The sequence below is a fragment of the Bordetella muralis genome, assembly GCF_054781015.1.
The window spans coordinates 210,222-224,148 of the sequence record NZ_BAAGVF010000009.1; the positions used below are offsets into that span (position 1 = coordinate 210,222).

The 13,927-nt window shown below is 61.1% G+C and carries 14 protein-coding genes; 6 read left to right on the forward strand and 8 right to left on the reverse strand.

What is annotated here, in order from left to right:
* Positions 1 to 6 precede the first annotated feature (6 nt).
* Positions 7 to 930: a DMT family transporter gene (locus ACYVIT_RS24460; protein WP_415807340.1), complete on the reverse strand. Its 924-nt coding sequence runs from the start codon at positions 928 to 930 to the stop codon at positions 7 to 9.
* Positions 931 to 1,086: 156 nt separating this feature from the next.
* On the opposite strand from ACYVIT_RS24460, the gene ACYVIT_RS24465 reads away from it, so the two are divergent.
* The 4 genes from ACYVIT_RS24465 to fusA all read left to right on the forward strand — a co-directional run bounded on the left by ACYVIT_RS24465 (position 1,087) and on the right by fusA (position 6,089).
* Positions 1,087 to 2,484: an aminotransferase-like domain-containing protein gene (locus ACYVIT_RS24465; RefSeq protein ID WP_415807467.1), complete on the forward strand. Its 1,398-nt coding sequence runs from the start codon at positions 1,087 to 1,089 to the stop codon at positions 2,482 to 2,484.
* A 76-nt stretch (positions 2,485 to 2,560) separates the two neighbouring features.
* The gene (locus ACYVIT_RS24470) at positions 2,561 to 2,908 is read left to right on the forward strand and encodes a protein tyrosine phosphatase family protein (RefSeq protein WP_415807338.1); all 348 of its coding nucleotides are present in this window, start codon (positions 2,561 to 2,563) and stop codon (positions 2,906 to 2,908) included.
* Between the two features lie 91 nt (positions 2,909 to 2,999).
* Entirely contained in the window at positions 3,000 to 3,467 is a 468-nt protein-coding gene (locus tag ACYVIT_RS24475; RefSeq protein ID WP_415807337.1) for a universal stress protein, read from the forward strand.
* A 510-nt stretch (positions 3,468 to 3,977) separates the two neighbouring features.
* Positions 3,978 to 6,089 carry an elongation factor G gene (fusA, locus tag ACYVIT_RS24480; protein WP_415807336.1) on the forward strand — a complete coding sequence of 704 codons (2,112 nt, stop codon included), beginning with the start codon at positions 3,978 to 3,980 and terminating at the stop codon, positions 6,087 to 6,089.
* A 253-nt stretch (positions 6,090 to 6,342) separates the two neighbouring features.
* Here the strand turns inward: fusA and ACYVIT_RS24485 are convergent, their stop codons facing one another.
* Positions 6,343 to 7,146 carry an alpha/beta fold hydrolase gene (locus ACYVIT_RS24485; protein ID WP_415809055.1) on the reverse strand — a complete coding sequence of 268 codons (804 nt, stop codon included), beginning with the start codon at positions 7,144 to 7,146 and terminating at the stop codon, positions 6,343 to 6,345.
* A 140-nt stretch (positions 7,147 to 7,286) separates the two neighbouring features.
* On the opposite strand from ACYVIT_RS24485, the gene ACYVIT_RS24490 reads away from it, so the two are divergent.
* Both ACYVIT_RS24490 and ACYVIT_RS24495 read left to right on the forward strand, forming a co-directional pair.
* The gene (locus ACYVIT_RS24490) at positions 7,287 to 7,808 is read left to right on the forward strand and encodes a YbaK/EbsC family protein (protein WP_415809056.1); all 522 of its coding nucleotides are present in this window, start codon (positions 7,287 to 7,289) and stop codon (positions 7,806 to 7,808) included.
* Complete coding sequence (locus ACYVIT_RS24495) at positions 7,805 to 8,713, forward strand: EamA family transporter (protein WP_415809057.1); 909 nt, start codon at positions 7,805 to 7,807, stop codon at positions 8,711 to 8,713. The genes ACYVIT_RS24490 and ACYVIT_RS24495 overlap by 4 nt, the downstream gene beginning before the upstream one ends.
* Positions 8,714 to 8,935: 222 nt before the next feature.
* On the opposite strand, the gene ybgF is transcribed toward ACYVIT_RS24495, so the two are convergent.
* The 6 genes from ybgF to tolQ form a co-directional block, all read right to left on the reverse strand.
* The gene (gene ybgF, locus ACYVIT_RS24500; protein WP_415808861.1) at positions 8,936 to 9,619 is read right to left on the reverse strand and encodes a tol-pal system protein YbgF; all 684 of its coding nucleotides are present in this window, start codon (positions 9,617 to 9,619) and stop codon (positions 8,936 to 8,938) included.
* Positions 9,620 to 9,704: 85 nt separating this feature from the next.
* Positions 9,705 to 10,208, reverse strand: a complete 504-nt coding sequence (pal, locus tag ACYVIT_RS24505) for a peptidoglycan-associated lipoprotein Pal (RefSeq protein WP_094819863.1) — start codon at positions 10,206 to 10,208, stop codon at positions 9,705 to 9,707.
* 33 nt (positions 10,209 to 10,241) lie between these two features.
* Positions 10,242 to 11,561 carry a Tol-Pal system beta propeller repeat protein TolB gene (gene tolB / locus ACYVIT_RS24510; RefSeq protein WP_415808860.1) on the reverse strand — a complete coding sequence of 440 codons (1,320 nt, stop codon included), beginning with the start codon at positions 11,559 to 11,561 and terminating at the stop codon, positions 10,242 to 10,244.
* Between the two features lie 16 nt (positions 11,562 to 11,577).
* Positions 11,578 to 12,735, reverse strand: coding sequence for a cell envelope integrity protein TolA (gene tolA, locus ACYVIT_RS24515; RefSeq protein WP_415808859.1), 1,158 nt, complete (start codon positions 12,733 to 12,735; stop codon positions 11,578 to 11,580).
* Positions 12,736 to 12,768: 33 nt separating this feature from the next.
* Complete coding sequence (tolR, locus tag ACYVIT_RS24520) at positions 12,769 to 13,245, reverse strand: protein TolR (RefSeq protein ID WP_094819866.1); 477 nt, start codon at positions 13,243 to 13,245, stop codon at positions 12,769 to 12,771.
* The gene (gene tolQ, locus ACYVIT_RS24525; protein WP_415808858.1) at positions 13,245 to 13,925 is read right to left on the reverse strand and encodes a protein TolQ; all 681 of its coding nucleotides are present in this window, start codon (positions 13,923 to 13,925) and stop codon (positions 13,245 to 13,247) included. Before tolQ ends, tolR begins: the two co-directional genes overlap by 1 nt.
* Positions 13,926 to 13,927: the final 2 nt, after the last annotated feature.

Sequence of the window (13,927 nt, forward strand, 5' to 3'; positions counted from 1 at the left end):
TAGGTGCTATACCGCTTTTTTCACAATAGCGCGGCGGCCGCCTGCAATGATGGCAATGACAGCCAGCGCAAACACAAAGGTCATCGGCTCAACCGGCTCATGAAACAGCCACGCAGCGGCCAATACGGTCAAAAAGGGCTGCAACAGCTGTACCTGCCCGACGCGGGCGATACCGCCTATCGCCAAGCCGCGATACCACGCAAAAAATCCCAGGAACATCGACCCGAACGCCAGGTAGGCGAATGCGCCGAGTACGCCCATGTCGGGCCAACCGCGGGTCGCGATCAGATCCACGCCCATCCAGATGACAGGCCCGGCCAGGACAGGCGCGCTGATGACCAGCGCCCAACAAATCGTACGTGCGCCGCCGAGGGTGCGCGAGGCCCGGGCGCCTTCGGCGTACCCCATGCCGCCGAGGATGACGGCCACCAACAGCCACAGATCCCCTGTCTGCAGGCTGCCATGGCCTTGGCGCAAGGCATAGGTCATGACCAGCACGGCCCCCGCGCCGGCCCAGCCCCAGAACGCGCCCGACGGGCGTTCGCCGCTGCGCCAGGCAGCAAAAATAGCCGTGCAAAGCGGCAACAATCCATTAAAGACCGCGCCGTGCGAGGACGACACGGTGGCCATGGCCAGTGTCGAGGTCAGTGGCCACCCGACGACAATGCCCAGAGCGGCCAGGACCACACCGGGCCACTCGTCGCGATTGGGCAGCCGGCTGCGGGTGAGCCATAGCAGCAACGCGGCCGGCACAGCCGCCAGCAGCGCGCGTCCCAGGCCGATCAGCAGCGGCGACATGTCGGCCACGGCGATCCGGGTCATGGGCAGGGTGAGAGAAAACACCAATACCCCGATCAGGCCGTAGCTATAGCCCTCCCAGAGTGGCGAAGCAACGGGGGCGGGCGCAGCATAAGTGGTCGGGCGCGACATGATTTCAGCAGGCGTGGTTGAGCGTTGTGATTTCCCACACTCTACGCAAATAAAGCGGTACAGTACCTATACACTTTTTCAGTTCACTTTGATGTCTGGCCTGGTAAAACAACCATGACAGTTGAAATATCTCCCCCTACCTCCAACTGGCGGCCGGTGCGTCAGGCCGATGCCACGCTGGTGGCCCAGTTGGCCGAGGACGTTGCGCGCCGTATTGACGACCAAGGTTTGCGCCCGGGAACCCGGTTGCCGTCCATTCGTACGATGGCCGAGCAGACAGGCGTCAGCCGATTTACGGTCGTCGAGGCCTACGATCGCCTGGTCGCACGCGGTCTGGTGCAGTCGCGCCGCGGGGCAGGCTTTTTTGTGCGCGCGCGTCGCGAGCCGCTGAGTGCCGAGGAGGTCGCCAAGCCAGATCCCTTGGCACCGCCAGCCCGCATTGATGTGACGTGGTTGCTGCGCAGTATGTTTCGCGAGCCCACAACCTCGTCCATGCCTGGGGGGGCGGGGCTTTTGCCGGCGGACTGGCTGGATCCGGACATGGTATCGGCCGCTGTCCGTGCCGTGGGACGCTCTGTACGCGGCAATCTGGTGTCCTATGGTTCGCCGCAGGGATACGCCCCGTTGCGTCAGCAGTTGGCGTCGCGTCTGCAGGCCGAGGGTGTGCCTGCCCATCCCGAACACAACCTGCTGACCACCAACGGGGTGACGCATGGCCTGGATCTGGTCGGCCGGCATTTCGTGCAGCCAGGAGACGCCGTGCTGGTCGAGGATCCCGCCTGGTTCGTGATTTTCGGGCGCTTGGCGGCGTTCGGCGCGCGCTTGATCGGGGTGCCGCGGGGGCCGGATGGCCCGGATCTGGAACAACTGGACAGGCTCGCGGCGCTGCATAAGCCGCGTTTATTCATCACCAATACGACGGTGCACAATCCGACCGGCCATACCCTGTCGGCGGGCGCGGCGTACGATATTTTGCGCCTGGCTGAACGGCACGATTTTTGGGTGGTCGAGGATGACACGTATGGGGAATTACATCCCGGCGGCGCCGTCAAATTGGCGTCGTTGGATCGTTTGAACCGGGTCATCCTGGCCGGCGGTTTTTCCAAGATGCTGGCGGCCAGCTTGCGCGTGGGTTACCTGGCGGCCAATGCCGAGGTGTTGCGCCGACTGGGGGACCTGAAAATGCTGGCGGGTCTGACGACGCCGGAATTGGGCGAGCGAGTGGTGCATCGGGTGTTGATCGAGGGCCAGTATCGCCGGCATGTCGAACGGGTGCGCGCACGCGTCAATACGGCTCGTGAACAGTGCCTGGCCCAACTGATGTCGATGGGAATGACGGTGCCGCACGAGCCCCACGCCGGGATGTTTGTCTGGGCGGATTGCGGCCGTGATGCCGAGGTGCTGGCCCGCACAGCGGCTGATCGTGGCCTGTTGCTGGCGCCTGGCAGCTTGTTTTCGCCGTCTCAGGCGCCTTCGACCATGTTGCGGTTTTCCGTTTCGATGGTGGACACGCCGGGAATTTGGCCGGCCTTGTCTGCAGTCTTGGCAGCCTAGGCTTGTTCGGACGTCCTATACTGATTGCTTACAGGGATTGTTTTTTCATTCTACGTATTTACCCGAGGAAATCTTCATGTCTGACGTCCAGATTCGCCCATTGACAGAGCAGTTCGCGGTGGCCCCGCAGCTCTCGCCCGCAGACATGGCAGGGGTGGCTGCCGCAGGTTACAAAAGTGTGATCATCAATCGTCCCGACTATGAGGGCGGCCCCGATCAGCCTACGGCTGCGGATGTGTCCGAGGCGGCGCGCCAAGCGGGATTGCAGGTGGAGTACCAGCCGGTGGTCGGCAGTGCGATGACGGCTGATGACGTGGTCCGATTTGCGGAATTGCTGCGTACGTTGCCTGGTCCGGTGCTGGCATATTGCCGTACCGGGACGCGTTGCACGAATTTGTTCGTTGCCTCGCAGCAGCTCCCTTGATCCGCATCAAATATTGCGGAAAGCCCGCAATGTTGCGGCCGGCGTTTTCCGGTAGCATGGTATTTCCTACTAGCAGACAGGAGCAGGCATTATGTTCAAGAAAGTCTTGATTCCTACCGACGGCTCCCCGCTCTCGGCCCAGGCCGCCAATGCGGGTATCTGCTTTGCCCGGTCCGTCGGCGCCGAGGTCGTTGCCCTGCATGTGACACAGCCTTTTGCTGCCACCATCGGATTTGATGGGATGGCCGCGGCCTATGCCATCACTGACGAAGACTACGAGAAAGCGTCGGCGGAGCAGGCGGAAAAGTATCTGAAGCAAATCCTCGCGCGGGCGGAGACGGCCGGCGTCAAGGCCGATTCGCGCGCGGTATCCAATTTCAATGTGGCCGATGGGATTGTTCAGGCGGCTACTGAGAACGGATGCGATTTGATTTTTATCGGCAGCCACGGGCGTAGCGGGTTGTCGCGCTTGCTGTTGGGAAGCGTGACGGCGAAGGTGCTGTCGTTGGCTACCAATGCGGTATTGGTTTATCGCGTTAAAGAAGAAAAGAAGAAATAGCGAGGGTTCTGCGTCGTCCTTGGGTCGAAAACGGCGTCTCTTTTCTGGGGCGCAGGTCGACGGGCGGCGTGGGACCAATTTTTTCAGGCCGGATGGGCTTTTGCTGGCGAGAGGGTGGCGTTCTTTTGGCGCCGCCGTCCGCCGTGTAAAGGCCTCACCGGCCCTATCGCACGGACTCGCCCCGTTAGCAGGGGGCTCGGTCCGCTGCGCGGACTGGGATCCGTGCTCTACGGGCCGGTGAGGCCTTTACATGGCGGACGACGGCTCGCGGTGGGGGAATGCCATCGTTGCGGGTTTTGCCGAGCAGCTTTCTCCTACGGCTTTTGATTTTCAACGGGTCTTGTTGGAGGCGCTGCTCGCTGACGCGTGGCGCAGTTTGACGCGCCCTTTTGCAAACCTGTTGCGAGGATAGGGCTATAGGGGGTGGGCGTTATTTTGTGGGCGTAATATGCTTTGAGCGCAGTTCCATGACTGTGCTGGATTACTGGATTGAATTCACCAGGAAAGGCTATGACTCGCAAAACGCGCATCGATCAATATCGCAATATCGGTATCAGTGCCCATATCGACGCGGGCAAGACCACGACGACTGAGCGCATTCTGTTCTATACCGGGATCACCCATAAATTGGGCGAGGTGCATAACGGCGCCGCGGTGATGGATTGGATGGAGCAGGAGCAAGAGCGCGGTATTACGATCACGTCGGCGGCGACGACGGCGTTTTGGCGTGGGATGGCGGGGAATTATCCTGAACATCGCATCAACATCATCGATACTCCGGGACACGTCGATTTCACGATCGAGGTCGAGCGCTCGATGCGCGTGCTGGATGGCGCTTGTATGGTGTACGACGCGGTGGGCGGGGTGCAGCCGCAATCCGAGACGGTGTGGCGGCAGGCGAATAAATATGCCGTGCCGCGCATTGCGTTCGTCAACAAGATGGATCGTATCGGCGCGGATTTCTTTCGGGTGCAAAAGCAGATCGTCGACCGCCTGAAGGGCGATGCGGTGCCGATTCAGATTCCGGTTGGGGCCGAGGATCATTTCCAAGGCGTGGTCGATCTGGTCAAGATGAAGTCCATTATCTGGGACGACGAGAGCCAGGGCGTGCGGTTCGAGTATCGCGATATTCCGGACGAGCTGCAGGATGTGGCGCGCCGGTGGCATGACCACATGGTTGAAAAGGCCGCAGAGGCCGATGAGGAATTGCTGGAGAAATATCTGGCAGGCGAGACCCTGTCCGAGGACGATATCAAGCGCGGTTTGCGCAAGCGCACGATCGCCAATGAAATCGTGCCGATGCTGTGCGGCAGCGCCTTTAAGAATAAAGGTGTGCAGGCCATGCTGGATGCGGTGATCGATTATCTGCCGTCGCCGGTCGATGTGCCCGCCATCAAGGGGCACGATGAGAAAGACCGCGAGCTCGAACGCCATCCGGATGACAAGGAGCCGTTTTCGGCTTTGGCATTCAAGATCATGACCGATCCGTTCGTGGGGCAGCTGGTGTTCTTCCGCGTGTATTCGGGGGTCGTCAAATCCGGGGATTCGGTGTTGAATCCGCTCAAGGGTAAAAAGGAACGGCTGGGACGTCTGTTGCAGATGCATGCCAATGAACGGCGCGAGATCAGCGAGGTTTACGCTGGCGACATTGCTGCCGCAGTGGGGATTAAAGAGGTCACCACCGGCGACACGCTGACTGATCCGGCGCATGTGATCATTCTGGAACGCATGACATTCCCCGAGCCGGTGATTTCTCAGGCGGTCGAGCCCAAGACGAAAGCCGATCAGGAAAAGATGGGTGTGGCGTTGAATCGATTGGCGCAGGAGGATCCTTCTTTCCGGGTGCGCTCGGATGAAGAGTCCGGCCAGACCATTATTTCGGGCATGGGTGAATTGCACCTGGAGATCCTGGTCGACCGCATGAAGCGCGAGTTCGGAGTCGAGGCCACGGTAGGCAAACCTCAGGTGGCGTACCGCGAAACCATACGCAAGACCTGCGACGAGGTCGAGGGCAAGTTCGTGAAGCAATCGGGCGGGCGCGGCCAGTATGGTCACGTGGTGCTGAAACTCGAGCCCCAAGAGCCTGGCAAAGGTTATGAGTTCGTTGATGCGATCAAGGGCGGCGTGGTGCCGCGCGAATATATCCCGGCGGTGGATCGCGGGGTGCGCGAGAGTTTGAATGCCGGGGTGTTGGCGGGTTATCCGGTGGTCGATATCAAGGTTACGCTGGTGTTCGGTTCGTACCACGATGTCGATTCGAACGAAAACGCATTCCGGATGGCTGCATCGATGGCATTCAAGGAAGGCATGCGGCGCGCCAAGCCGGTGCTGCTGGAGCCCATGATGCAAGTCGAGGTCGAGACGCCAGAGGAATTCACGGGACACGTGATGGGCGATCTGTCGTCGCGTCGCGGGATGGTGCAGGGAATGGAGGACATCGCGGGCGGCGGCGGCAAGCTTGTACGCGCCGAGGTGCCGCTATCGGAGATGTTTGGCTATTCCACGTCGCTGCGCTCGCTGACGCAGGGGCGGGCGACTTATACGATGGAATTCAAGCACTATGCCGAGACGCCTAACCAGGTGGCGGAGCAGGTCATTGCTGCGCATGGTGGGGGGCGTTAAGGGGGGACGCTGTTGGGCGGTGGAGGCGTTTGCTGGCGTCGAGTGTCGCTGTCGAGACGTTCCGGCCGGGTGCCAGGAAGGCGCACCGCCCCTATCACAGCGGCTCGGCCCATGAGCAGGGGCCTCGGTCGCCTTCGGCGACTTCCCGCTGTTCAACGGGGCGGCGCACCTTCCTGGCACCCGGCCGGAACTCGTAGTCGTGACTGGCCACGAGCAGTACACGGACGGTTGTTAAAGCTAGTCTCGGGCAGCGTCAGATCAAGAAGTTCTCGATCGCACTGTTGAAGGCGCGTGGGTTGCCCAGGTTCATGCCGTGGGACGAGCCCACGATGACCTCTTTATGGGCCGAGGGCAGCCACTCTGACAGCGTTTGCAGCACGGCGGGGTAGGGTGCCGGGCTGAGTGCGCCGCCGATCAATAGCAGCGGCATGGCCAGCTTTTGGATTTGTTCGCGGCTCAGCGGATTGAGCATTTCCGTGGCCTGCCCGCGCAAGGTGGTGGCATTGTCCCGGACCATTTCTTGAAACCAAGGCACCATGCGGCGCCATGTGTCGGGGCCGGACACGGTGTCGACAAAGAGCGCCAGGCCGGCATCCAGTTCTCCGTCGTCAATCAGTTTCAGCGACCGCTGACGAAAGCCGCCACGATCATCGGCGGACGGGTTGGGAGCCAGCGGCCCCGGATCCGCGAGTGTCAGCGTTCGGATGCGTCTGGGTTCGCGCAGGGCGGCCTCGAGGGCGACGCGGGCACCACGAGAGTGGCCGACCACATGCGCTGCGCCTTCGCCGACTGTCTCGATAAAGGCCAGCAGGTCGTCGACGTGTTGATCGACGGAAAAGGGGCCGCCGTCCCACTCTTGCGGCCAATAGTGGCGCAGGCTGGGGGCGAGTACCCGAAAGGATCGGCCCAGTGGGCCCATCTGAGATTTCCAATACCGGCAGTCACACAACGATCCGTGCACCAAAACCAGCGGCGTGCCCTGACCGTGTTCGGTGTAGGTCATCGCATAATCGTTGATATAGGCGGTTTGCAGGGGCAGTTGGGGTTCGGAACGCATGGCGGGCACGGAGGGAATCAAGCTCGTGATTCTAGCGCTCCGGGCGGTTTCAGGTCTTTGCTCCCCAGTCGCTGATACACTCATTGCCCTTGCGCCGCATTGCCGGTCGCGACGTATTCGATCACACGGAATCGCCAAGCATGTCAGCTGAATCTGCCTCTGCTTTACCCGAATCTGCGCAGCGTGTGGCCCAATTGCTGCAATCATTGGGCCATGAGCATCCCATCGTCGTCCTGCCGCAAACCGGCCGTACCTCGGCAGAGGCCGCTCAGGGCCTGGGTTGCGAGGTCGCTCAAATCGCCAAATCCATCATCTTTCGGCGTCGATCCGACGATGCGCCGGTATTGGTCATCGCCAGCGGCGCCAATCGCGTCGATGAAACCAAAGTTGCCGAGATCGTGGGCGAACTCGGCAAGGCCGATGCGCGTTTCGTGCGAGAGGTGACCGGCTATGCCATCGGCGGCGTATGCCCGATCGGCCATGCGGTCAAACCCGTCATGCTGCTCGATGAGGATCTCTTTCAATACGACACCTTGTGGGCTGCGGCAGGTCATCCGCACGCGGTATTCCGCCTGAGTCCGCAGCAGCTGGCCGCTATGACAGGCGCACCCGTGGCCGACGTGGCATTACGTATTTCCTCTACTGAAAGAGCATCCGAATGACGGATTGGACCTGGGTCTGGATTCCCGCCACCTTGGCGGCTGCGGCTGCTCAGGCTGGCCGTAACGCGGTGCAGCGCAGTCTGACCGCTACGCTGGGCACTTTGGGAGCAACACAAGTCCGGTTCCTCTTCGGATTCCCGTTCGCGCTCCTGTTTCTGGCCATCGTGTTTACTTTCGATGGCGGTCTGTTGCCGAGCGTTCAGGCGGATTTTCTGCTCTTTGTCGTCGGCGGCGCCGTCTCGCAGATCGCAGCTACCGGTCTCATGCTTGCCGCCATGCGAGAGCGTTCCTTTGTCGTTGTCACCGCCTGGACCAAAACCGAGCCGATCCAGGTCGCCTTGTTTGGCTTCGTGGTGCTCGGTGATCCCCTATCGCTCACGGGAGTGTTGGCCGTCATCCTCGCCACATTAGGCGTGGTCTTGATGTCGGGCAATCCCGCCTCTGCCACCGGCCGTGGCAGCCTGCGCCCGGCCTTGCTGGGCTTGGTGTCGGGCGCCTGCTTTGCCCTGTCCGCCATCGGCTTTCGCGGCGCGATTCTCACGCTGGACAGTGGCGGTTTTGTCCTGCAAGCCACCTGGACGCTCGCATGGTCCCTTGGCATACAGACCTTGATCCTGGCCGTCTGGATGATTCTGTTCAACCGGACCCTGCTCATCGCCTGCATGGCGGCCTGGCGCACCTCCATCTGGGGCGGCCTGTTGGGCGCCTCTGCCTCGCAGGGCTGGTTTATCGGCTTCGCGCTCACTGCGGCTGCGAATGTCCGCACACTAGGTCTGGTCGAAGTCCTATTCGCCCAAATCCTTTCCCGTCGCGTTTTCTCGCATGCCACTAGCCGCCGAGAACTGTTGGGCATCGCCTTGATCATCATCGGCGTCGCAGCGCTATTGATCGCTTCAGCAGGCTAGACAACATTCCAGGCCATTCACTACTGTGAGCCCCTGCCGGGTGCCGGGAAGCCACGCCGGCCCGTTGAGCGCGGATTTAGCCCGCGAAGCGGGCCGAGGCCCCTGGTCATGGGCCGAGTCCGTGCGATAGGGCCGGCGTGGCTTCCCGGTACCCGGCAGGGGCGGCTTAATAGAGATCCTCTAGACCGGCAAGAGAATAGCGCCCCATGCCAGCAACAACCGCTACTGCAGCAACTGCAACCGATTCTTAGCCGTCCCAGCCGCCTGGCTATTCGGATAGTTTTTCACAATCCGCTCCAGCGAAGCCTTGGCCCCCGTCCGGTTATTCAGCTCGATCTGGCTACCAGCAATCACCAGCAACGCATCCGGTGCCCGAGCATCGTTCGGCGTCTGCTGCACGAGTTGATTCAGCTCTTCGATAGCACCCTTATAGTCCTTGACTGCATACCGGCTGCTGCCCAGGTAAAACTTGGCCGTCGGCGCCAACTGGCTATTGGGATACAACGCGAGAAACGCGGCGAATGAATCAGCCGCATCCTGGTATTGCGCCTGGCGGAATTGATCGATCGCGCCGTCATAGGCCGACTGCTCGCTAGGATCGCTAGCCGTCGCTCCAGGCGGATTCGCCGAGCCGTGGCTTGCCTGCCCACTAGGTTGCTGGCGCGACACCAGTTCCAACTGCTCACGCAACTGCGTGATTTCCTGCTGCATCGACTGCATCTGATCGGCCAGTTGCAGCCGCGCGCGCTGATTTTGTTCGTTTTGTTGTCTTACTTGTTCGCGCAAGTCCAGAATGGCCCGACGGGCCTCATCGTCGGCAAAAGCCTGCGCAGGGGCAGCGAGGGCTGTGGTAGCCAGAGCGACTGAGATGACCAGGGTACGCAGGGACAAGACTTTATCGCGCATAAGAAATTCCAGAGTCCAAAAAACAAAAACGTCGGAACGGCCGCTTGACCGTTCCGACGCGCGGCAGAGCTAGTGCGCGAAAAGCTTAGCGCTGATATTCGATATCGGCGCGGCGGTTTTCCGCGAAATCAGCTTCGGTAGAGCCCGTCGAACGGGGTTTTTCCTTGCCGAAGCTGATGGTCTCGATCTGAGCATCGGTGGCGCCCAGCAGCGTCATCATGCGACGCACTGCGTCGGCACGGCGTTGGCCCAAAGCCAGATTGTATTCGGCGCCGCCGCGTTCGTCAGTGTTGCCTTGGATCTGCACGCGCTGTTGCTGGTGCGAAGCCAGGTAACGGGCGTGGGTTTCCACCAAGCTGCGGTACTGTTCGGGCACCGTGTAGCTGTCGAAATCAAAGTAGACCGAGCGCTGTTGCGCCAGGATGCTTTGCGGGTTGAACGGATCCAGGATCTGGCCGGAGGCCGAGCCACCTGTGCCGCTGCCCGTGGTCGAACCAGCGTTTTGGTCATCTAGCGGTACCGAACTGCAAGCTGCCAACGTGGCGGCCAAGGCGGCAATGGTCAAGCTTTTGGCAATGCGCGTCTTCATGATGTTTCCTTTGCAAAGAAGGGTCATGCGTGTTTAGCGGGTAAAAGGGCCCCACGTGGGTTCACGTATTTCCCCGTTCAGTACGGAGAGCGTTTGCCGCACACGTCCATCACTAGATACTCCTGCCAGCACGCTGCGGCCATTTTGCACTGCAGCGTACAGGATTTGCATGCCGTTGGGAGCGAAGCTGGGTGACTGGTCATCACGACCATCAGTCAGCAGGGCTTCGTTACCAGAGGCCAGTTGTAGTGATGCGATGCGGAACGCGCCGTCGCGTTTGGAAACGTACAGCAGCGTGGAACCGTCGGGGGAAATTCGGGGTGAGATGTTGTAACTACCGTTAAAAGTCAGCCGACGGGCATCGCCTCCGTCGAGGCCGGTTTGATAGATTTGCGGTCCACCGCTGCGATCACTTGTAAAGATAATAGAACGGCCATCCGGCGTAAAGATCGGTTCGGTGTCAATGCCCGGAGAACGCGTTAAACGGCGCATATTGGAGCTTCCGTCGGCTCCAACGATGTAAATTTGCGACAAACCGTCACGGGTGAGAGCCACCGCGAGTTTGGAGCCATCAGGCGACCAGGCGGGGGCGCTGTTGTTGCCTTTGAAATTTGCAACAGGGATGCGGGCGCTGGTTGCCAATGTGTGCACATAAACAACAGGTTTGCCCGACTCGAAGCTCACATAGGCGAGTTTGCTGCCATCAGGCGACCACGCTGGCGAGATGACTGGCTCGCGCGAGCGCAAGGCAACTTGGGGGTTTTGGCCATCGGCATCGGCGATTTGCAGTTCATAGGTGTTGCCACGCTTGAGCACATAGGCAATACGCGTCGAAAACACGCCGCGAACGCCGGTGATCTTCTCGTAGATGCGGTCAGCGATCTGGTGCGCGACGCGGCGCAGTTCTTGTTCGCTACCGGAGAAGGCAACGCCGTCCAACTGGCCTTTCTTGATGGTGTCGCCCAGGCGGTAGCGCACGTCGTAGCGGCCATCCGCGCCACGGGTAATGCTGCCATAGGCCAGGAAATCGGCGCCCTTGTTGCGCCAGTCGTCATAGTTGACCTGCGAGTCGACGTTCAAACCAGCGCCGGAGGCGTTGATCAGACGGAATTGGCCTGTCCGGGTCAAATCGGCGCGGATAACGTCCGCAATAGCGCGGCCATGCACGTCATCCACGGCGAAATCGGCAATCGCCACCGGGTACTGGGTGGCCCCGGTCCCGGAGATATCAACTCGTAATTGGGCGTGAGCGGGCTGCCAGGCCAGCAGAGCGATTGCCGTCAGCAGAGTAAATAGCATGCCATAGGCACGCGCGAGCCCCGGGCTCAAGGGGCGGCTGGAGGCGGGAGTCATTATCAGCAATCTCCTGTCAGTCATACATTCTGTACACAACGTCGATAACGGACGGATAGGCGCCCGTTGAGGGTTTGGGGAACGGATTGCAACGCCGGATCCCCGTTTCGACCGCACGGTCAAATACGGAGTTGCCCGACGAACCGGTCAGATTCAAGCCAGTTACCTTGCCGTCTGAACTCAACTGTACCCGGTATTGGGCTGTCGGGTTAGACGAACCGCTGCGGGGGGGCGTGTCAAAAACGACGCCGGGGCGTACGCAGGTGCGCACCTTCGAGGCATAGCCACTGTCGTTGCCGCCACCGCCTCGCTGGTTGCGGTCAGCCGTGCCGCCCGGGATTCCGGCAGCGCCGAGGGCATCGCCTCGCATGGCGTCGCGCAGCGCCTTGTCGGCGGCCGCTTTTTTCGCAGCTGCTGCTTTTGCTGCTGCCGCTTTCTTTTCGGCCGCCGCTTTCTCGGCTGCGGCTTTCTTCTCAGCGGCGGCTTTTTCTGCTGCGGCCTTTTCAGCAGCTTCTTTCTTCTCGGCGGCAGCCTTTTCCGCAGCCGCTTTTTGTGCAGCCGCTTTTTCGGCAGCGGCTTTCTCAGCCGCAGCCTTTTGAGCGGCCGCCTTTTCAGCAGCTGCTTTCTTGGCGGCCGCTGCTTTTTCGGCTTCCGCTTCTTTACGTTCTTGTTCCAGGCGTTGCTGCTCTTTCAGCTCGGCTTGTTTGCGTATTTCGTCCTGGCGGGCCTTTTCTGCCGCCGCCTCGGCGGCCAAGCGGGCTTTTTCCTCTTGTTCGCGTTTTTTACGCGCGGCCTCGAGCGCAATTTCTGGATCGGGCTGAGGTTCCGGTTGTGCGACGGGAGGGGGCGTTTGGGGCTGGGGTTCGGGCTGCGGCTCAGGTTCAGGCTGAGGCGCAGGTTCCGGTTCTGGCTCCGGCTGAGGAGGCTGAGGTTCGGGCGTGACGTCGGGCTCGTCAGGCTGCTCTTCAGGAGGACGGGAATTGGGCGTATCGCCGTTGGCCCATAGTTCCACCTGGACCGGGCCGGGATCTTCGGTATGCCAACTGACACCAAAAATCAGGGCGATCAGCAGCAACACGTGCGCCAGGATGGCCAAGCCCAGCGCTTTGCGATTGTCTTGCGCGGCGGGAGAGTGCGGCGCGGTGCTGTCGTGTCGAAAGAGAGGCGGGGTCATAAATGATGTGGCAAAGCGGCGCGCACCTGCGCGTCAGCGCCCTCTGGTTTGCTGTGGTGCGGGCTGGGTCGATTGCTGGGCGGCAGCGCCGCCTTGGTCAACCAGCAGGCCCAGGCGTGTCACGCCGTTGCTGCGCAACTCGTCCATGACTTTGACCACGGTTTCGTAGGGCACCTTGCCGTCTGCGGCAATGACCACAGGAGTCTCGGCGGTGATTCGTTGACGGACTTGATCCACCAGTTGATCACGTGGAATGTCTTGCAGGGTGGCGCCGGCCTCGCGCATGCGCAACGCCAGTTGACCATCCTCTGAGATCTGAACTTCCAGCGGCGTTGCAGGCACGTCCGAGGCCTGACCCACCGACGGGAGATTGATCAGGCCCGGAGTGATCAGCGGAGCGGTAACCATGAAGATCACCAGCAGCACCAGCATCACGTCAATGTAGGGCACGACATTGATGTCGGCCTTCATGCGTCGGCCCGCGCGGCCGTTCGACCGTACCGAAGGCATTAGCGCACCTGGCGTTGGAGGATGTTCAGGAATTCATCGACAAAGCTGTCGAAACGAATCGACAGGCGGTCGATGTCGTGCGTGTAGCGGTTATAGGCCACCACCGCCGGAATGGCGGCAAACAGGCCGATGGCGGTGGCGATCAGCGCTTCGGCAATCCCCGGGGCGACCGATGCCAGCGTGGCTTGCTGCATGTTCGACAGGCCGATGAAGGCGTGCATGATGCCCCACACTGTACCCAGCAGGCCGATATAGGGGCTGACCGAGCCGGCCGACGCCAGGAAGTTGAGGTGGGATTCCAGCGAGTCCATTTCCCGCTGATACGCAGCACGCATAGCCCGGCGCGGGCCATCCAGGACGCTGTTGACGTCGCCGGTGGTATTGGTGCGGCGCGCTTTCAGGAATTCGGTCATGCCGGCATCGAAGATGCGGGCCAGGGCACCTTGTTCGTCACGACGGCTGGCGACGGCCTGTTGCAGCATCGACAGATCTCCACCAGACCAGAAATCGTCTTCGAAGCGGCGGGTTTGCGTGTGCGCACGCTTGATAGCCAGCCGCTTGGCGAAGATATATGTCCAGGACATGATGGAAATGCCCAGCAGCAGCAACATGATGAGCTGGACGGGGAGGCTGGCGTGCGTGACCAGCGAAATCAACGACATGTCGTTGGAGACTTGCATGG